This window comes from Alteromonas sp. MB-3u-76 (assembly GCF_002831605.1).
GTDB lineage: Bacteria > Pseudomonadota > Gammaproteobacteria > Enterobacterales > Alteromonadaceae > Alteromonas > Alteromonas hispanica.
Map to the genome: position 1 here is coordinate 3,745,089 of NZ_CP025115.1, position 19,925 is coordinate 3,765,013.

Here is a 19,925-nt window from a genome sequence, read left to right on the forward strand (position 1 = left end):
GCTAACCCACCCCGCCGGAAAACTTCATTACCATAGCCTCATTGGCACGTTCTATGGCTTTAAAACCGGCTTTTAACTGATGCTTTTGTATTGAAGACAATGTACTTACCGACACTAGATTATCCGTAACCTTGTTTTCCAACTGGTGGCGCCAGCGAAGTCGATTCAAAAATATCCATATGTCTTTTAAATTTGCTGCGTCTTTTGAAGAAAGCTCCGACTTCTCAGATAAACTCTCAAGGCGAGTAACTGTGTTAGGTAAGGTAATTCCATCAGCCAATGCATAGATTCGAGCAATATTATTTATCAACGCGACGGCCCGTGTTTTTAAATCAATAGTGTCTTTTTGCTTGCGTCCTTTTTCATAGCTAAACTTTTGAAACATGGATAAGGGCACAGATACTTCGTTACTGGCGCGAGCAAGAGCCGCTAAGAACATTTTTTGCTGTAATAATGGAGCGCGCCTTTTTTGTAACTCTTTAAATAGGCTGGCATCGCCTGCGGCGCAGCGCACATCTAGAAATATATTAAAGTGCATTATGGCTTCTTTCGTGGGTGAATTAACCCATTGTTGTGCCTCACTTACTGCATCATCTAACGCCAGTCGCAACTTGGGGTTGCTAGCCATAATGTTACCGTCGCAAAGTTTAATTCCACACTTTGCTAAACCTTTACATACGTAATCTGTCATTTCAGCAAAGTAAGCGGCTTGTTTTTCGTTAGGTTTTGAGGCTAAAAGTAACCCACTGTCTTGATCAGAACCTGTTGTTTGATCTTCCCTTGCCTGCGAACCATAAACTAGCCATGCGAACATCATTGGTGCTTTGCCGTTGTCCTGCTGAAAAAAGCCAATCAGTTTCCTCGTCATGACATCTGTCGCCTGCGACAAAATCTTACCCGCAATATCATAATCGCCAGCCCGTTTAGCATGAGCGGCAAAATAGTGGGGTAATTGCCAAGAAAGCCGAATAAGTTCGTAAAGGCTGTTAGCTTTCGTTAATTCACCAATAATAAAGAGGACGTTACCGCGCTGATGTCGAATAATGTCACTTGCCGTTATCATGCCCATCGGTGATTGCGATAAGTGATCGATTACCGGCAAGTGGTGAATATTCTTCTCTGTCATGAGGGACATAGCATCGAACAGCGTTCTATTACTTCCAATTTGCGCAGGCGTGGCGGTCATAATATCTCTCACCGCTCTATGAGTATCAAACGCTTCTGCCACTACACGTGAGCGCAAATCTCTGTCGGTGACTATACCTATTAGTTTCTCGTTTTCAGTGACAAGCAGCGAAGACACCTTTTCTTGGGTCATGAGTTTTGCCGCTTCCACAATAGTGGTATCGCAATGTGCCGCCACCGGAGCCTTACTCACTACATCGGTTAACGATTTGTATAACCACATAGAGTTAGAGTCTGCGATTGCATGGTTTTGTAACGCATTATTGCGTAAGCCGTTAAAAAAACTACTTACTTCTACAAGGTCTAGTAAACCCGTTACGTCACTTGCAGCGAAACTGTAAATTAAACCTGGGCTATCTACGGTGACCGAGAGCGGGTAAGTCTGGTTATCTAAAATAGCGGTATAATTGAAATAATCTCCCTCGCTTAAATGTCGCGCTGCACCCTCGCCATCCTCTACTGAGAATTGTCCACTTTGAATAAGATACAAACGTGACTCTTTCGCACCAAATTGCCCGGCGTTATCTTTTGTCACATACAATAAATCAGCGTTGCGAATGAGGTCGCTGCGCTGCGCTTCGTTCAACATGTCAAATGGGGCCGATGAAGATAGAAAGTCTTCAACCTGTTTCGCTATTGCTGTCATTACAAAGTCCTCACTATTCCTTTAAGGCTGCATATTCTTTTGAAAAAAGTAGCTACGACGTTGTTTCGTAAAAAAAGCAGCAACGGCGTTAGGGTCTTACTAAAACAAAAAGCCAACCGACTAAATAATACTAGAAGGCTGGCTTTCTTTTATTGTTGGTTTCCTTGCGATACTTGCCATCTGCTAGCATCGCAAGGTGTTACCTGTATTACCTATTAATACTTAGTGTGCAGAGGCTTCACCCGCTCCCTTAGGATAGCGAATACTCTCAACCAACTCTTGGATTTCTTCTGGCGCATCGTCTGTCACTTTAAAGACTAGGAATGCCACCAAGAAGTTAACCATCATACCCAATGTACCAATACCTTCAGGTGAGATACCAAACCACCAGTTTGCTGGAACATTCGCCGCTGGGTTAACAAACTTGAAGTAAATGATGTAGGCAGCGGTGAAAGCAATACCCGCAAGCATACCCGCCACAGCGCCTTTATCATTCATACGTTTACTGAAGATACCCATAATAATCGCAGGGAAGAAGCTTGATGCAGCTAAGCCGAAGGCAAAGGCGACCACCTGCGCAACAAATCCGGGCGGATTTATACCAAAGTAACCTGCAATCACTATGGCAACCCCCGCAGCGAGTCGGGCATAGAACAGCTCCGCTTTATCGGTAATATTAGGCGCAAAGTTTCGTTTCAATAGGTCATGCGACACCGATGTAGAGATTACCAGCAATAGACCTGCCGATGTAGACAACGCAGCGGCAACACCACCGGCAGCTACTAGGGCAATTACCCACGCTGGAAGATTCGCAATTTCAGGGTTAGCAAGTACCATGATATCGCGGTCTACTTTCATCTCGTTACGCTCGTCACCAGAATAGAACATAACACCATCACCATTCTTATCGTTAAACTCGATAAGGCCGGTCTGCTCCCAGTTCTTAATCCACGTCGGCGCTTCTTCATAACTTGTACCTGTGAGTTCTGGACCATTGATAGTTTCAATCATGTTCACACGAGCGAACGCTGCAAGTGACGGTGCGGTTGTATAAACAATGGCGATAAACGCTAAGGCATAACCTGCTGATTTACGAGCATCATGAACCTTAGGCACAGTAAAGAAGCGAACGATAACGTGAGGTAGGCCTGCCGTACCCACCATAAGTGCAAATGTAATGAAGAATACGTCTATGGTACTTTTGGTACCTGTGGTGTACTCGTGGAAGCCTAAGTCGGTGGAGAGGTTGTCGAGTTTTTGCAGAAGATGCATGCCCGAACCATCAGCTAATGTGGCACCGAATCCGGTCTGCGGTAAGATGTGACCCGTTACCATAATTGAGATAAATACTGCTGGAACAACATACGCAAATACCATTACGCAGAACTGTGCAACCTGAGTGTATGTAATCCCTTTCATACCGCCAAGAACGGTATAGAAGAATACGATAACCATCCCAATTACAACGCCGGTAACGATATCTACTTCAAGGAAGCGACTAAACACAACGCCTACGCCACGCATTTGGCCGGCAACATAAGTAAAGCACACGAAGATGGCGCAGAATACTGCCACGGTTCGAGCGGTTTGCGAATAGTAGCGGTCACCAATGAAATCGGGTACAGTAAATTTACCGAATTTACGCAGGTAAGGTGCTAGGCAAAGTGCAAGCAGTACGTATCCGCCAGTCCAGCCCATTAAGTAAACAGCACCATCGTAACCCATGAAAGATATTAGACCAGCCATGGAGATAAAGGATGCCGCGGACATCCAGTCGGCAGCAGTTGCCATACCGTTAAGCACGGGAGGAACGCCGCCACCTGCTACGTAAAAGTCGTTCGTTGAACCTGCTCTTGCCCAAATGGCAATTGCGATGTAAAGCGCAAATGTTGCGCCAACAATAATAAAGGTGAGTGTTTGAAGATCCATTGTTTTACTCCTCGTCTACGCCATAGCGTTTATCCATCGCGTTCATTTTGGCCATATAGACAAAAATAAGAGCAACAAATACTAAAATGGAACCTTGTTGTGCAAACCAGAAGCCCAGTTTGAAACCAAAGAATTGGATGTTGTTTAATGCGTCGGCAAATAAAATGCCCGCACCAAACGACACTGCAAACCAAATGACTAAAAGTTTGAAAAGGAGCGCTAAGTTCTCCTTCCAATATGCTTTTTTGTCATCATCATTTCTAAATGCCATTTGTCCGTCCCCACGTCAGGTTAATCGGTTGTTGTTTTTTTACATTTTCCTAACGCTCAGCTTTTGTGTGGTTGCCGCTTCAAATTTCACACTGTTAAATGCAAACCCATCATGCAGCAAAGCCAAGCTTTTAGGAGGTTGGATATCACTTTAGACCTGCGTGTTAAATTTAAAAATGAGACCATGGTCGTAGGTAGACGATGGTCTCAATAGGTATAATAGACACAGAGTTGTAAAAATAAGGTTAACGGAAGCGCTATGGTTTTTGGTTGGGTTACACTGGCAGTACTTTATCTTTTCTTACTTTTCTCCCTCGCGAGTTGGGGTGAAAAAAACTCGCCTACAGCACGTGCACTAACCTCACATCCTGCGGTTTACTCTCTTGCTCTTGCTATTTACTGCACAGCATGGACATTTTTTGGCATGGTAGGACAGGCAAGTAGAGACACCTGGATTTACCTGCCTATTATGTTGGGGCCAATTTTGGTGTACGTCATTGGGTATAAGTTTATTTATAAGCTTACCCTTGTGAGTAAAAAGCAGCATATAACTACCATTTCTGACTTCATTGCATCGCGCTACGGCAAACGTCAAACCGTGGCCTTACTTGTTACCATTATTGCTTTACTCGCTACTATTCCCTACATAGCACTACAATTAAAAGCCGTTGGATTAACGTTTCAACTGCTTACACAGCAGCCCAAAAACGATATTATCATTATTGCTGCTACTGCTTTTATAGCCGTGTTTGCTATCTATTTTGGTACCCGTCAGACCGACGTCACCGAATATCGCCGCGGGCTGATGCTTGCCATCGCTTTTGAGTCATCAGTAAAACTACTGGCACTGGTATTGGTGGCGTTTGTAGGGTACAGCGCATGGAAAAACACCCAAAGCGGACCATTTTTTGAAAGTTTTTTGAACGAAGCTGCGATGTCGCAATTCAGCTCGTTTACTTTCATTGCACAAACCATTATGGCCGCCGCGGCCATTGTGTGTTTGCCCAGACAATTCCACGTAGCAATTATTGATAACCTTAGCTTGTCTCACTTGCGCACTGCGCGGTGGCTGTTTCCGCTTTATCTGATCATCATTTCTGCGGTTATTCCTGTTATCGCTATTGCAGGGAAAGCTATTTTTGCGGGTACCAGTGTAGAGCCAGACTCTTATGTACTTTCTTTAGCCATGTTCTCAGAGTCTGCGCTACTGCAAGTTATCGTATTTGTAGGAGGGCTTTCTGCAGCTACCGCCATGATCATCGTGGCCACGCTTACACTAAGTACTATGCTCACCAACGACGTTATTTTACCTCGCATACTCGCATTTACCGAAGACTCAGGTAGAAAGCGGGATATTTCTCGCCGAATAAAATTAATACGTCGCATTGTGATTGCCTCTATTCTGCTGATGGCTTTTTTGTACCACCAGCAAATGACGAGCAGTCGCTCGCTGCACTCTATTGGTCTTATTGCATTTTCATTGGTTATTCAGTTGCTACCCGCTATCGTAGGCGGGCTTTACTGGAAACGCGCTCACGCTCATGGGGTGTATGCTGGCCTGATGGTAGGGCTTATCATTTGGGTACTATGGCTAGTTCTGCCAATTGTCAGCGAGCAAGTCTCGCGTTTAGAACAAAACGAACTTATCAGCCAAGGCGCCATGATAAGCCTTGCTGCCAATTCCCTTATGTACATACTGTTTTCGTGGTTTGCACCACAGCGCCTTATCGATCGCATTCAAGCAGAAGCCTTTGTATCACCTACTATGTCTGCTAACAATACGGTGAAATCTCAGGCTACCAACGTAAAAGTGGCAGATTTAACCACCTTACTCTCTACTTTTATGGGAGCGGGCAGATGTATACAGCTCGTTGAGCAATATCAGCAGTTAAATCACTGCGAACTTAACGAACAAGACACACCAAACGAGAACTTCTTGTCGTTTTGCGAGCGTGCGCTCGGGGGGGTTATCGGCGCATCAAGTGCAAAGGTTTTACTCGATAGTGCGCTGCGCGGCAAAAAGATGGACTTCACTGAAATTATCAACTTCTTTGATGACACCACTCAGGCCATGCAATTTAACATGACGGCCCTTTTAACCTCGCTTGAAAATATGGATCAAGGGATCAGCGTTGTCGATAAGCATTTAAACTTAGTGGCATGGAACAAACGCTACTCTAATCTGTACCCCTACCCCGATGACTTACTTACCGTTGGCGTTCCTATTGAAAGGCTTATTCGCTATAACGCCTCACAGGGAGAGTTTGGCACTTTTGACGTAGAATCCGAGGTGGAAAAACGCCTAGAACACTTGCGCTCGGGCATGCCACATCGCTTTACGCGCCAGCGTAAGGACGGGCGGGTAATAGAGATGGTGGGCAACCCTCTGCCTGGCGGTGGCTTTGTAACTAGCTTTAACGATATCACCGGGCACGTAGAAATTCAGCAGGCGCTAGAAGAGTCTAATATTGACCTTGAAGCGAGAATAAAAAAGCGCACAGAAGAAGTGCATTCAATTAATGCTGAGCTTCGCCTTGAAATCGAAAAACGTTCGGGGGCCGAAAAAGAGCTGATAAGAGCCCGCAAAGCAGCAGAAGATGCCAACGCCAGTAAAACTCGTTTCCTTGCGCTTGCCAGCCACGATGTTTTACAACCTCTTAATGCCGCTAAGCTATACGTTAGCGCATTGGAAGAGCAAGACTTATCTGAGCAAACTCATGCCATTATCAAAAAGCTAAGTCATAGCGTCTCGTCTAGCGAGGCTTTGATAGGTACGTTGCTAGACATAGCACGGTTAGATCAGGGCGAAATGAAACCAGACATCGAGTCTGTTGATGTGAGCGCCCTGCTCACTCCCCTGGTAGATGAAATGGCGATGCGGGCTAAAGACAAAGGTTTAGAGCTAAAAGCCATTATTAGACCTTGTTGGGTGCGGGCCGACAAAACATACTTGTACAGAATACTGCAAAACTTGTTGTCAAATGCGGTGAAATACACCGAAAAAGGAAGAGTTTTATTTGTGGTCAAATCGGTTAACGACACTGTATATTTTAAGATTTTAGATACAGGCATCGGTATTTCTAGCGACAAACTAGACACCATATTTGGCGACTTTTTCCGCGCCAATGAAAGTAAGGAACATGGTTTAGGCCTAGGCCTTGGTGTGGTAAGGCGCTTGAGTTTACAGCTCGACACCAAAATACAGGTGCGTTCACACTTAGGTAAGGGCAGTAGCTTTATGTTCTCGCTCAATAAAGCTGCCCCTAAAGCCACCTCAGCTATTAGTAATAAACCAAAAAATACAACCTTTAGCGGTATGCAGGTGCTGTGTGTGGACGATCAACGTGAAAATTTAGACGCACTTAGCACCTTGCTTGAGAAATGGGGCGTTAAGGTTTATCTGGCTAATAATTGGGATGATGCGTTGTCTCTTGCCGAGTCAGTTAAACCTCAAATATTACTAATGGATTACCAGCTAAGCCATGAAGATGACAAAAACGGGCTTGCTCTTATTGATACTATTAGAACCAAATTAAACGTTGTTGTACCCGCCGCTCTGATTACCGCAACGCCTGATGAAAGTCTTGTGGTGCAATGCAAAGAGCAGGGAGTAAACTTTTTAGCGAAGCCGCTGAAGCCTGCAAAATTAAGAGCGTTATTGCAAAGCATGACGCGCTACATTCGCGAGGCAAAAAACGTAGATGCAAATGAAGGCAGTAGCGATTAGAACTGCATAGAGATACTGATTAAATAGACGAATACAAGTACTGCCTACTACCGCTCCTCATTTGACTGGGCCTGCTCTGCGGCCTGGCCTGCAGCATGATCACTGGCATTGCTAGCGGCATGGGTAGCTGGGCGTGTTTTTTCCTTAGCGGTCGAATTAGCCTCAGTCGAATTAGCCTCTAACATGGCGTTCGTTTTAGCAACCACTTTTCCTATGCTGTCCCATTTTACTTTGGGGTTTAACATAACAGGCCGAGTGAGAATGAGGTTGTTAGGATACATAATAGTTTCACGTTCAAGCGTGACCAGGCGAGTACTGAATGGCCCGATATCGGCAATAAACCCCTCAACAAAATTATCACCATCGATAATGCGTAAGTAATTGCCTCGTCTGTAAGATACATTCGTAAGCAATATGAAGTAGGCTGTTATATTGCTGATTAACGACCAGCTGGCAAACAGCGCTACCCCTGTAACCGTTATAATAGATGTGGATAAGACAAGAAGGCCTGAAAAGTCTATTCCCCAAGCAAGCAATAGCAAACAAAGGGACACTGTTGCCGCTATTACTTTAGCAGCAAATAGTCCTTTCAATGCACTGTGAGACTTAAGCTTCGATTTCGCAATGTCGTTTTCAATTTTCGGCAGCAGCTTTTTTGACATAACCAAATAAACGAGCAGTACCAAAACACTAAACACGATATTAGATTGATATTGCGTTGCCCATTGCAGAAAATTGTCCCACCATTGAATCATCACTCCAGTGTACTCCACATGTATTCCTTCGTAGCGCTTAGCGCTCTCATTATTGCTATATACTCACATTATCACGAAAGCGCTATGACATCTTTGCAAGGCCACCAATAGCCCGTATTCTAATGCGAAGAGTCGATATGCTACTGCCAAAAACCACAGTCTTCATAAAATAAAAACAATCGACACCATAAGAAAAATTTGTAAGACAGACCCTACAGACTCGATTAGTATGCGCGTCCTAAACAGCTTGCGCATTTATCGCTCACATGTAACGGTAGTGTTAATTCGAGAGCTGAACTCATTATTTTATCAAGGCTAATAAACCTATGCGCATTGCAATACTGTCAAGAAACCCGCGACTTTACTCTACTTCACGTCTTGTTGAGGCAGGAAAAGCTAGAGGTCATGAAGTGGATGTTATCGATACCATGCACTGTTACATGGATATCACCAGCGCAAGACCCTCTGTTCGATATAAAGGTAAAAAGCTTCCCTACTACGACGCCGTTATTCCACGCATTGGTGCGTCGGTAAGCTTTTACGGCACCTCAGTAGTGCGTCAATTTGAAATGATGGGCACATACAGTGTTAATGAATCAGTGGCAATCAGCCGCTCTCGTGACAAGCTACGCTCTCTTCAATTGCTTTCTCGTAAAGGGGTTGGAATGCCACGAACAGGGTTTGCCCATCATCCAGATAAAATAGATGATGTGATAAAAACCGTGGGAGGAGCGCCTGTTGTTATTAAGTTACTTGAGGGTACGCAGGGTATAGGCGTGGTTTTGGCAGAAACTCACAATGCCGCTGAATCTATAATTGAAGCTTTTATGGGGCTTAACGCCAGCATTCTGGTTCAAGAATTTATAAAAGAAGCCGGAGGAAGTGATATTCGCTGCCTGGTGGTAGGCGGAAAAGTTGTCGCGGCAATGAAACGTCAGGCCGCAGCCGGCGAGTTTCGCTCTAATTTACACCGTGGCGGACAAGCTAGCCTAGTGAGATTAAGCCCTGCTGAACGTAAAACAGCAATAGATGCAGCAAAAACCATGGGGTTAAATTGTTGCGGCGTAGATATTTTGCGTTCTAACAATGGCCCCGTCGTTATGGAAGTTAACTCTTCTCCTGGATTAGAGGGTATAGAAAAAGCCACCAATAAAGATGTAGCAGCTATGATTATTGAGTTTATTGAAAAAAGCGCCGAGCCACACAAAACAAAAACTCGTGGTAAAGGTTAATACATAGCAACGTTCATCGTTAATGAAGGCTGAAATGCCATTTGTGAAGGAAAAACCTTAGTGGTAAGTAATGTTTTGACGATTGGGGGTCACGATATCGCCCCAGGAGAAACCAAGAAAATAGACTTGGAAATGCCGCCGCTTTATACGGCTACCAATATGAGTATTCCAGTCTATGTAAAAAGAGGCAAACGCCCAGGGCCAGTTATGTTCGTTAGCGCTGCCGTTCACGGTGACGAGCTAAACGGCATAGAGATTGTAGGGCGTTTAATACGCTCGAAGGCAATTGAGAAATTACGCGGAACCCTTATCGCAGTGCCAATGGTAAACGTCTATGGTGTGTTAAATCAGTCACGTTACTTGCCTGATAGACGAGACTTAAACCGCAGCTTTCCCGGAAGCAAAAAAGGCTCATTAGCGGGAAGGCTCGCAAATCTTTTTTTTAACGAGGTAGTGAGCAAGTGTGACGTTGGAATAGACCTTCACACCGGTGCAATACACCGAAGCAACCTGCCGCAAATTCGCGCAGATTTAGACGACGCAGACGTGCTTGAGATGGCAAAAGCCTTTGGCGTTCCCGTGTTACTTAACGCTGAAATTCGTGAAGGCTCGCTAAGAGAGGCCGCAAGCACAAATGGCGTTAAAATTTTGCTTTATGAGGCAGGCCAAGCACTTCGCTACGATGAGTTTTCTATCAGGGCCGGCGTGAAAGGTATTATCAATACCATGAGACACCTTGGTATGCTGAATAAAAGTCGCAGTAAAGGCCACAGTATAAATCGGTTTATCGCTCAACAAAGCGGCTGGGTGCGTGCAGCTGAAAGCGGTTTTGTAACCCATCTTGCACAATTAGGCGACCATGTTGTAAAAGGGGATAAACTTGCGGCTATTGCCGACCCTTTTGGCAACATTATCGGCAGCATTATTAGCCCGGCCGAGGGTGTTGTAATAGGCAAGCAAAACATACCTCTCACGCAAGAGGGAGAGGCAATCTATCACATTGCGTATTTTTCACAGCCTAATGAAGTAGCAGAACACGTTGAACTTTACCAAGACAATTTATTACCTACAGACGAGCCACTTGTTGAGTAAAAAAATGAAAAATAAAAAACTTATTGGTGCAGTTGAAGTGTGCGATTTACCCCAACTTGCTATTACCGAGCTGAATGTTCGCGTAGATACAGGAGCAGCCACTTCCTCTCTTCATGTCGACAATATAGAAGAGTTTACCCGTGATGAAACGCTGTGGATCCGCTTTGACATTCACCCTGATATTTACAATGTCGACACGGTAGTAAGAAGAGAAGCAGAAGTATTTGGCAAAAAAAAGGTAAAAAGTTCCACCGCAACCCGAGAAAAGCGCTATGTTATATTAACAGATATCATCATGGATGGGTTTCAATGGAGAATCCAACTGACGTTAACAGACCGCTCAGAGATGACCTACTCCATGCTTTTAGGCCGTGAGGGCATGTCGGGGCATTTCATTGTCGACCCAGAGTATGACTATCTTCTCACAGGTAAAGACTAACTTTTGAAATGAGTAAATGGGTATGCGATTGCCAGGAAAGGCACTTATTGTTTTTTCGCTCTTATCTTTTATCACTGCACTTTCAGATGTTTCTGCTCGCCAGAACTCAGACGAGAGCGACATACCACGAGTTCACACCCAAGTAAGGCTGCCCAATATTCATCCCGGCCGGGACGCCATTTACAGCTATGCAAAGCAGTTGCTTTTTAACGCCTTAACGGTGACTGAAAAAGAATACGGCACTTTTGAGTTTATTGTTAGCGAACAAGAGAGCCCTCAACAGCGCCAATTAAGAAGCTTAGAACATGACATGCTCGATGTCACTTGGAGCGTTACTTCTAAGGACAGAGAAGCCTACTTTCAGCCTATTCGTATTCCCATCATGGCAGGTCTTTACGGCAAGAGAGTGCTGTTGATTGCCGGTGACGATACACGCTTTTCGAAGAACATCGACATAGACACATTACGCAATTTTAGAGCTGCACTGGGCTATGATTGGCCCGATACAGCTATTTTTCGTCATGCACAAATACCGGTACTTGAAACCAACTATCGCGCTTCGTTTAAAATGGTCGCAGATGGCTTCGCCGACATGTTCCCGCGCAGCGTGATGGAAGTGAAAGAAGAGATGAGCAACCTTGAACTTAGTCGAGGCTTGCAATTGGAAAACAACCTCGTTATTGCTTATCCAAGCCCTGTGTTTTTTTTCGTTCGTAGTGATAATCAACCCTTGGCCAAACGCATCACCGATGGTTTACTGCAGCTAATAGAAACCGGTAGTTTTCAGCAGCTATTATTGAGCCAAGAAGGTTACCAAGAAAGCCTTGCCTTAATGGAAGGACGCACCACAATTAATATCGATAACCCGCTTTTAAATGAAGAAAGTAGAATGGCGTTAGAAACCTTTGTTCCTCGCCTTACAAGGTTGAAAAATACGCCAGAGCAAGAATCACCAGATGAGCAAGACTCGAAACAGACTAAAAAAGAGCTATAACCTAAGCAATGCTACAGCCTGCCTTTCCCTATCTCAATCAAGCGGTAACCTTTTAAAGTCGCGCTTTTGATTTAGTGAGGCTGCTCCAATGCTGGCTGACTTAACGAGACGGCGGCTCTAATTCTAGCTGAGACGCGATAAGTACGGCTTGTGTGCGGTTGTTAATACCCAGCTTTTTGAATATGGCGGTAACATGCGCCTTTACCGTTGCCTCAGCAATATCTAAGTTATAGCCTATTTGCTTGTTTAGTAACCCATCTCTCATGTAGCACAACACTTTGTATTGAGAGGGCGTTAAAGAAGCCACTTTATCGGCCAGTTCTGAAAACGCTTCATCAACATCATCAACACTGTCGCTTAACCCCTCGGGCAGCCATATATCGCCATCGAGTATTGCCTCAACGGCGTTGCCAATGTCTTGGGCGCTGGCAGTTTTTGGAATAAAGCCAGATGCTCCAACACCAATGATTTTTGAAATCAACGAGGTGTCTTCTGTACCTGATACCACAGCAACGGGAATATCTGGGTAAAGCTTGCGTATATGAAGAAGCCCGAACAGATCGTTACTGCCGGGCATGTGTAAATCGAGTAATAACAGGTCGATATCTTCTTGATTAAGCATATCGACCGTTGACGTTAAGTCGCCTGCCTCTTTGAGTGTTAAAGAGGGCAGCGACAACGATAAGGCGCCTCTTAATGCATCGCGATACAGCGGGTGATCATCTGCGATTAAAAGCGTTACCATTGTCATTTTCCTTGATTATCTATTAAGTCGCTCCTCTATGAGTGTATCAACAACAGACGGATCCGCCAATGTTGATGTATCACCGAGTTGCTCGTGTTCATTAGCCGCTATTTTACGTAATATACGACGCATTATTTTGCCTGAACGTGTTTTAGGAAGCCCAGTAGACCATTGAATAATATCAGGCGTTGCAATGGGGCTTAACTCTTGACGTACCCAAGCTTTGAGCTCTTTAGTCAGTGCCTCATCTACCTCTACACCCTCATTAGGACTTACGTAAACATAAATGCCCTGACCTTTAATGTCATGAGGATAGCCAACCACCGCCGCTTCGGCAACTTTACTATGGGCCACCAGCGCACTCTCAATTTCGGCGGTGCCTAAACGGTGTCCAGAAACGTTAAGCACGTCGTCCACACGGCCGGTTATCCAGTAGCAACCGTCCTCATCACGACGTGCACCATCACCTGTGAAATACACACCGGTATACGCGCTAAAATAGGTATTGATAAAGCGCTGGTGATCGCCGTAAACGGTTCTGGCTTGGCTTGGCCAGCTGTCTTTAATGACTAGGTTACCTTCTGCGGCACCTCCTAGCTCGTTTCCATCGGCATCAAACAATGCAGGCGCTACGCCAAAGAAAGGACGCGTAGCAGAGCCCGGCTTAAGCTCTGTTGCTCCCGGTAACGGCATGATCATATGTCCGCCGGTTTCCGTTTGCCACCAAGTATCAATGATTGGGCAACGGTTTTGTCCTATCACGCGGTGGTACCACTCCCATGCCTCTGGATTTATTGGCTCACCCACAGTGCCTAACAGGCGAAGCGACGAGAGGTCACAGCCTTCGGCTGGTGTATCGCCATGTGCCATTAATGCACGTATTGCGGTAGGCGCAGTGTACAGGCTATTCACCTTATATTTTTCTACCACTTGGGCTATACGCTTAACGTCTGGGTAGGTAGGTACACCTTCAAAAAATACCTGCGACGCCGCGTTAATCATTGGCCCATAAACCATGTAGCTATGACCGGTTATCCAGCCCACATCTGCGGTACACCAATAGATATCATCTTCTTTGTAATCAAAGGCGTATTTGAATGTCATGGCTGAGTACAGCAAATACCCACCTGTTGTATGCACTACCCCTTTTGGCGTGCCAGTAGAGCCTGATGTATACAGTATGAAAAGCGGATCTTCAGCATTCATCACTTCCGGTTCGCATTGTGCTGAACAACTATCGATGGCCTCATGCCACCACACATCGTGAGCACTATTCCACTCAACATCACCGCCGGTTAGCTTATGAACAATAACATTAGTAATAGATGGACAGGCACCATTTGCCAACGCTTTATCTACGTTCGCTTTAAGCGGAATACTGCGCCCTGCTCTGCGTCCTTCATCGGCGGTAATCACAACTTTAGCCGCGCTATCATTAATGCGATCTGCAATAGCGTTAGGCGAGAAGCCGCCGAAAATAACCGAGTGGACTGCGCCAATGCGTGCGCAAGCTAACATAGCGTATGCGGCTTCAGGCACCATAGGCATGTAAATCGCTACACGATCGCCTTTCTCAACGCCCATCCCTTTTAGTGCGTTAGCCAGTTTGCATACCTCGTAATGCACCTGTTGATAAGTGACGTCGAGGCTGTCTTCGGGAGAATCCCCCTCCCAGTGAAAGGCCACTTTTGTTGCATTTTTTTCTAGGTGTCTATCGATACAGTTGTAGCTGGCATTCAATGAGCCGTCTTCAAACCATTTGATAGACACATCATTCTTACCGAAAGCGGTATTCTTAATTTTGGTTGGCGCCTCGTACCACTCCAGTAGTGCAGCATGCTCCGCCCAAAATGATTCTGGATCGTCTATCGACTTCTTGTACATGTCATCATACTGAGCGGCAGTAAGATGCGTAGATTGAAGGATATTTTCAGGTACGGGGTAAGTCTTGCTGGCAGTCATAGATTGCCTCCATTATTTATAATGTTAAATTCTCGATTTCGTTGAAATACTCTAGCCATTAATGAGTAAAGAAAAATGAGACATTGGTCTTACTGGTAGTCGTTATCGAAGAATCATCCACAAAAAACCTTACAGCTCAACGCTTAAGGCTGTTTCTTACTTAAATGTGCCTGTCTCAATACGAATTACATATTAAGACAGTCACAATAATCTTTTAGAGTGCCTGTCTTTATAAGTAAACCTTCCTAATTCTATCGAGACAGTCATAATTTCAGACAGCAAGACTACTATCAAGACAGTCACATCAAGGGCCGCTATTAAGACAGTCACATTAACGTTTAAAATAATGTTTAAAAATGCCTGTCTTTCTAAGCATTACTTAAAAGTACACCCACCATTGCGTTACACAATGGCGGGCTAATTTAGCGTGTTTTCTCGCTCAGGCATTAAAATTTAAAGACAACACCTGCACGGCCTACTACCGTTGAGAAGTCCTCAAAATCGCCGCCGTATTCGGTATTGAAATGAGTAAATTGCACAAACCCAGTCAAACCGTCCATTAACTTGTGGCCATAGTTTATATAGGCTGTAGTGTTTTCATTTAGGTCTGTTAGTGACAAGCGGTTACGGTCGCTAGAGTCTACAGAAGCACTGGCGTAACCTACCTTGATAGTAGAATCTGTATTCACTTTCCAAGTAAGGTATGTGAAGAAGCCGCTTTCACCAAAGCTTTCGCGAACTTCACCTGCACCGTTCAAGCCCGATGAAGGAGCAACACCAAGAGCGTTTTGATTATTCAGCGCATCACCTGTGTAATATTCAGCATTTATGCTGACTGCACCGAAATTTAGGGTGGTATAAACTTTCATTAGCGTGGCATCTTGGTTTTCACCGGCAGTAAACCCAGCTTCGTCTTCAAAGTTGAGCTCTGCAAAATGACCTGCTGCACCAATTTTATGACCAGAAAAACTGTAATTCACATCCAAAGCCAAACCAGGCATGCGGCCAAGTTCGTTCGCATTAATACCACCTGCTGTGGCGTTTCTGCCCTTTCCTGTTAATGCGCCGGTTACCATTAAACCGTCGTTCTTATATGTTGCCCCTACTTCTACAGCTAAGAACCCTGACTTACCTGCGCGGTAGGCGTTACCAATCCAGTTGTAGCTACCACTCGACTTAATACCAGCTGCGGTACTCCATTTCTGCCCACCGAAGAAAGTCCAGTTTTCATCCATATCGTAGTAAAGCGTTGCTAGGCGAAGACGAGGCTCTTGCGCCTGAAGTGCAGTTTGATTGGTAAACCCATCCTCACCATCAATAAAATCAAACTCCAGTACCGATCTTATTTTTTCATGATTCATATTTAATGAGAATCGTGATTGAGCCGCTTGGAAAGATGTTGACTCTGACTCCAAGAAGTTTGTTTGCTGTTCCGTAGCTGGCGCACCACCGAAGATATCCGTTCTCAGCGCATGTGTGGGTGCCACTTGGCTGTAGGCACCGCCAAAACTTGCTACGCCTTGGCTAGACGTAACCACTTCAGATTTAATCATACCCTTGAAACTAAAATCAAAAGCGTAAACAGGACTATTTATCAAAATAAGTGCGCAAGACGCAGCTACACGATTAAGCATGTGGTTCTCCAAAATTATTCTTAGTGTTCACTATCATTTTTATCTTGATTACCCTGTGTTCGATGGTGAAAGCACAGAGATTATAAAATTGAGTTTGAATCATTCACCGAGTTAACTTTCGGTTAACATAAATTCAACAAAGCAATTGTGGGTTAAAAATAGGCAAAACACTCGACAAATCATAGCTGTTGCGACCAAAGTCTTATCACTCAAGTACCGAGAGCATTTACATTTTCAGCTGTAATTAGCTGGAAAATCGTTTGTTATTTCTATGCAGCACAGAATAGAAATAAAGAGTAACTATCTGATTTCGTTCAAAGTGTAAAACGACGGATTAAATAAAGAATAAACACACTTTGCATCGAGTAGGACGACTCGCTTTGCTATTTATTAGATCATATTGCGTTAGGCAAAAAGCAGAGCACTCGACCTTATTCGCGTTAAATTCACATAGAGGTGAAAATAATGCCAAGCGGAATAATGAAGAACAGGCCGCCAACATAAGCTGCGCCATAGAGCTTTTGTTCCGATGCAAGTACCGATAATTGATAGGACAAATTTATGGGAATATCCCGTAAAAAACGAACTCCGTAAATGAGAGTAACCCCTAATACATTATAAATGAGATGCACCAGCGCAATTTGCAATGCGAAACCACTGTTTACACCTACTACACCTAGTGCAGCAATAAGTGCGGTAATGCAAGTTCCCACGTTCGCACCAAGAGTAAATGGATAAATATCTCGTGCTTTTAACACGCCAGCACCAACTAGAGGAACCATAAGAGAGGTAGTCGTTGATGACGATTGAACTAACACGGTGACAATAGCTCCCGACGCAATACCAGATAAGGGGCCCTGCCCTATGCTTTTATGCAATAACGCCTTCGCTTTTCCTACCATAAGCGACTTCATAATTTTGCCCATATAGGTAATAGACGCCACTATGAGTAGAATTCCGATAAAAATCTTCGCCACTCCCGGATACACAGAGGGCAAAAACTGTAGAGATTCAGAAACAAGCTCTGTTACTGGCTTTGTTACGGCTTTTATGGGATTAACGCCGCCTACACCCATCGCTTCGCCGGTATGAATTAGTGCGACGAGCTGGCCGCTAAGAAACTCTAAAACACCAAACGCCATTTCTAAAGGCAGGAATATAAGCACCGATAGAACATTGAAAAAGTCGTGTATAGTTGCTGCATTAAACGCGCGCTGAAACTCTTCTTTTTGCCTAACGTGCCCAAGGCTAACCAGGGTGTTAGTAATGCTGGTACCAATATTAGCTCCCATCATCATGGGTATGGCTATGGTAATAGGCAAACCACCCGCCACCATGCCCACAATAATTGAGGTAACTGTACTTGATGATTGAATAAGCGCAGTGCTAACCATGCCAATAATGAGACCCATAATAGGGTTCGATGCAAAATTAAATAACTCGCGAGCTTGATCGCCGGTTGCATACTGAAAACCACTTCCAATCATACTTACTGCAAGCAACATAACGTATACAAGCAAAGTAAGTACTATCCAACGTAACCATTGCGGCTTATTTTCTAGTGGACGTTCATCGAGAATTGCAGACTCAAGTACGGTCATAAAAAATTACTTTTTCACTATAAATAGAAAGATACGGATACTTCCATAGTATGACGTGCTTGTTACACATAAATGACGGCACATAGGTTCATTGGCTTATGAGTTTTTGCAAAGCATTACTTTTGTAAGGCTAGGATTTAATGCATTAACGACAAGGCAAAGTATCGGCTCAACAATGCTTTAGGTATTACAGAATTTGAATTTAAAAGAGAGGAGCCAAAAGCCTATCGTCAGCAAACACTGAAATAAGTGTTTCTATTTTAGGGCCTAGACCAGACGTTAGATTAGGCGTTAGATTAAAAATTGAATCTGGGTTTATGGCAAAGTTCACGCCAGGGCAAGTCAAGTATAAGCCAGAGCTTCTGGGCTCTGGCATTGTAGGCTAACTTTATCTCCTGGCTCTTTGCCGTAACTCTATGTCCTATTTCGATATTCTCAAAACTAGACGATAAAAATTAAAAGCCCAGTGGATAAGATTTTAAAATGCCATGAATATCACTCAGAGTGTCTTCAGTTAATGTAAGGTCAAACGCAGCGATATTTTCCGATAGCTGATCTAATGTTGTAGCACCAATAATAGTGGAGGTAACTCCGGGTACCTGTCGGCACCATGCTAGTGCTAGTTGGGAAGGCGTAATGCCAGCCTTTTCTGCCACCTGCATATATTGTGCAGTAGCTGCCTGAGCTGGCGCTTGATCTCTAAACAGCCCCATGCGCTGCGCCAATGTCCAGCGTGAACCCTCTGGACGGGCTCCGTTTTGATACTTGCCGCTTAACATGCCAGTAGCCAGTGGCGACCAAGGTAAATAGGCAATATTTTCGCACTCACACATTTCGATTAAATAGGGCCAATCTTTTGCGTGCAATAAACTAAACTCGTTTTGAATAGATACGGGTAAAGGCACATTTTCTTGTTCACACAATCGTAAAAATGTGTGAATCCCCCAAGGAGTATCATCAGACAGTCCCCAATAACGAATTTTCCCTGCGTCTATAGCAGCTTTGATGCCGCGTAAAATATCTCGCATTCCCTCAATTTCTTTCTCGCGGTCAATGCGCGTAGGATCTGCGCCGTCTGGCCAGTGCTTACCAAAATGTGGGGTAACTCTATTCGGCCAGTGTAGCTGGTAAACATCAATATAATCGGTGTGCAGGCGAGTTAAAGAGTCCTCTAATGCAGTAGTTACCGCAGAACCTGTAATGGGAGTAGCTTCTCTGATGTATTTAAGTCCAGCCCCAGCGATTTTTGTCATTACGACAATATCGTCTCGTTTGTCTTGATTGCAAGCAATCCAGTTACCAATAATACGCTCTGTATCACCGTATGTTTGCTCATTAGGCGGTACCGGATACATTTCTGCGGTGTCGATAAAATTAACACCCGCGTCTAGAGCCATAGCCATTTGAGCATCCGCATCTTGTTGCGTATTTTGAATGCCCCAAGTCATAGTACCTAAGCAAATATCTGACACCTGCAAATCACTAGAACCCAAGCGATTGAAATTCATAGCAGCTAAACCTCAATTTTTATTTTCGTGCCTTCTAAGGCACTATTAGTCATACGTGAGCCTAAGACTACCCTTCGAAAATCTACATGGCTAGACCCTAGTTACTTTTACTAAGCTGACTGTAAAAAATGTGTAAACCTCTTTCTCCTGACTAGGAGCGGATTCAGCACTGCAATTTTACTTTTACTAACACATGCGTAAGAAAA

General features: G+C 44.4%; 14 protein-coding genes. 5 read left to right on the forward strand and 9 right to left on the reverse strand.

From position 1 onward, the window contains the following. Position 1: 1 nt before the first annotated feature. From CW735_RS16635 to CW735_RS16645, 3 genes are all read right to left on the reverse strand, one after another. The gene (locus CW735_RS16635; RefSeq protein WP_071980661.1) at positions 2-1,831 is read right to left on the reverse strand and encodes a putative nucleotidyltransferase substrate binding domain-containing protein; all 1,830 of its coding nucleotides are present in this window, start codon (positions 1,829-1,831) and stop codon (positions 2-4) included. A gap of 222 nt (positions 1,832-2,053) precedes the next feature. Beyond that, positions 2,054-3,760, reverse strand: coding sequence for a sodium:solute symporter family protein (locus tag CW735_RS16640; RefSeq protein WP_071980662.1), 1,707 nt, complete (start codon positions 3,758-3,760; stop codon positions 2,054-2,056). A gap of 4 nt (positions 3,761-3,764) precedes the next feature. Further along, positions 3,765-4,031: a DUF4212 domain-containing protein gene (locus CW735_RS16645; protein ID WP_071980663.1), complete on the reverse strand. Its 267-nt coding sequence runs from the start codon at positions 4,029-4,031 to the stop codon at positions 3,765-3,767. 258 nt (positions 4,032-4,289) lie between these two features. Between CW735_RS16645 and CW735_RS16650 the strand changes: the two genes are divergently transcribed. Further along, entirely contained in the window at positions 4,290-7,757 is a 3,468-nt protein-coding gene (locus CW735_RS16650) for a PAS domain-containing hybrid sensor histidine kinase/response regulator (RefSeq protein WP_071980664.1), read from the forward strand. Positions 7,758-7,804: 47 nt separating this feature from the next. On the opposite strand, the gene CW735_RS16655 is transcribed toward CW735_RS16650, so the two are convergent. Further along, positions 7,805-8,530: a mechanosensitive ion channel domain-containing protein gene (locus CW735_RS16655; protein WP_232230511.1), complete on the reverse strand. Its 726-nt coding sequence runs from the start codon at positions 8,528-8,530 to the stop codon at positions 7,805-7,807. A gap of 308 nt (positions 8,531-8,838) precedes the next feature. On the opposite strand from CW735_RS16655, the gene rimK reads away from it, so the two are divergent. From rimK to CW735_RS16675, 4 genes are read left to right on the forward strand one after another with little or no spacing between them, the layout of a single operon-like run. Continuing rightward, entirely contained in the window at positions 8,839-9,744 is a 906-nt protein-coding gene (rimK, locus tag CW735_RS16660; protein ID WP_071980665.1) for a 30S ribosomal protein S6--L-glutamate ligase, read from the forward strand. A 60-nt stretch (positions 9,745-9,804) separates the two neighbouring features. Next, a complete protein-coding gene (locus CW735_RS16665; RefSeq protein WP_100972970.1) occupies positions 9,805-10,836 on the forward strand; it encodes a succinylglutamate desuccinylase/aspartoacylase family protein in 1,032 nt (343 codons plus the stop codon). A gap of 4 nt (positions 10,837-10,840) precedes the next feature. Next, positions 10,841-11,275 carry an ATP-dependent zinc protease family protein gene (locus CW735_RS16670; RefSeq protein ID WP_100973295.1) on the forward strand — a complete coding sequence of 145 codons (435 nt, stop codon included), beginning with the start codon at positions 10,841-10,843 and terminating at the stop codon, positions 11,273-11,275. Between the two features lie 22 nt (positions 11,276-11,297). Next, positions 11,298-12,269, forward strand: coding sequence for an amino acid ABC transporter substrate-binding protein (locus CW735_RS16675; RefSeq protein WP_157812716.1), 972 nt, complete (start codon positions 11,298-11,300; stop codon positions 12,267-12,269). A gap of 100 nt (positions 12,270-12,369) precedes the next feature. On the opposite strand, the gene CW735_RS16680 is transcribed toward CW735_RS16675, so the two are convergent. The 5 genes from CW735_RS16680 to CW735_RS16700 all read right to left on the reverse strand — a co-directional run bounded on the left by CW735_RS16680 (position 12,370) and on the right by CW735_RS16700 (position 19,719). Continuing rightward, positions 12,370-13,014 carry a response regulator transcription factor gene (locus CW735_RS16680; RefSeq protein ID WP_071980668.1) on the reverse strand — a complete coding sequence of 215 codons (645 nt, stop codon included), beginning with the start codon at positions 13,012-13,014 and terminating at the stop codon, positions 12,370-12,372. 15 nt (positions 13,015-13,029) lie between these two features. Continuing rightward, positions 13,030-14,976, reverse strand: a complete 1,947-nt coding sequence (gene acs, locus CW735_RS16685; RefSeq protein ID WP_071980669.1) for an acetate--CoA ligase — start codon at positions 14,974-14,976, stop codon at positions 13,030-13,032. Positions 14,977-15,422: 446 nt separating this feature from the next. Further along, positions 15,423-16,610, reverse strand: coding sequence for a hypothetical protein (locus CW735_RS16690; protein WP_071980670.1), 1,188 nt, complete (start codon positions 16,608-16,610; stop codon positions 15,423-15,425). Positions 16,611-17,056: 446 nt separating this feature from the next. Then, positions 17,057-18,211 (reverse strand): Na/Pi symporter, encoded by a 1,155-nt coding sequence (locus CW735_RS16695; RefSeq protein ID WP_071980671.1) that lies wholly within the window; start codon positions 18,209-18,211, stop codon positions 17,057-17,059. A 455-nt stretch (positions 18,212-18,666) separates the two neighbouring features. After that, positions 18,667-19,719, reverse strand: a complete 1,053-nt coding sequence (locus CW735_RS16700) for an aldo/keto reductase (protein ID WP_100972972.1) — start codon at positions 19,717-19,719, stop codon at positions 18,667-18,669. Positions 19,720-19,925: the final 206 nt, after the last annotated feature.

What these genes read in the sequence shown, in the direction of transcription:
- CW735_RS16635 (WP_071980661.1), bottom strand. Translation starts at nt 1,831, where the DNA reads ATGACAGCAATAGCGAAACAGGTTGAAGACTTTCTATCTTCATCGGCC.
- CW735_RS16640 (WP_071980662.1), bottom strand. Translation starts at nt 3,760, where the DNA reads ATGGATCTTCAAACACTCACCTTTATTATTGTTGGCGCAACATTTGCG.
- CW735_RS16645 (WP_071980663.1), bottom strand. Translation starts at nt 4,031, where the DNA reads ATGGCATTTAGAAATGATGATGACAAAAAAGCATATTGGAAGGAGAAC.
- CW735_RS16650 (WP_071980664.1), top strand. Translation starts at nt 4,290, where the DNA reads ATGGTTTTTGGTTGGGTTACACTGGCAGTACTTTATCTTTTCTTACTT.
- rimK (WP_071980665.1), top strand. Translation starts at nt 8,839, where the DNA reads ATGCGCATTGCAATACTGTCAAGAAACCCGCGACTTTACTCTACTTCA.
- CW735_RS16670 (WP_100973295.1), top strand. Translation starts at nt 10,841, where the DNA reads ATGAAAAATAAAAAACTTATTGGTGCAGTTGAAGTGTGCGATTTACCC.
- CW735_RS16675 (WP_157812716.1), top strand. Translation starts at nt 11,298, where the DNA reads ATGCGATTGCCAGGAAAGGCACTTATTGTTTTTTCGCTCTTATCTTTT.
- CW735_RS16680 (WP_071980668.1), bottom strand. Translation starts at nt 13,014, where the DNA reads ATGGTAACGCTTTTAATCGCAGATGATCACCCGCTGTATCGCGATGCA.
- acs (WP_071980669.1), bottom strand. Translation starts at nt 14,976, where the DNA reads ATGACTGCCAGCAAGACTTACCCCGTACCTGAAAATATCCTTCAATCT.
- CW735_RS16690 (WP_071980670.1), bottom strand. Translation starts at nt 16,610, where the DNA reads ATGCTTAATCGTGTAGCTGCGTCTTGCGCACTTATTTTGATAAATAGT.
- CW735_RS16695 (WP_071980671.1), bottom strand. Translation starts at nt 18,211, where the DNA reads ATGACCGTACTTGAGTCTGCAATTCTCGATGAACGTCCACTAGAAAAT.
- CW735_RS16700 (WP_100972972.1), bottom strand. Translation starts at nt 19,719, where the DNA reads ATGAATTTCAATCGCTTGGGTTCTAGTGATTTGCAGGTGTCAGATATT.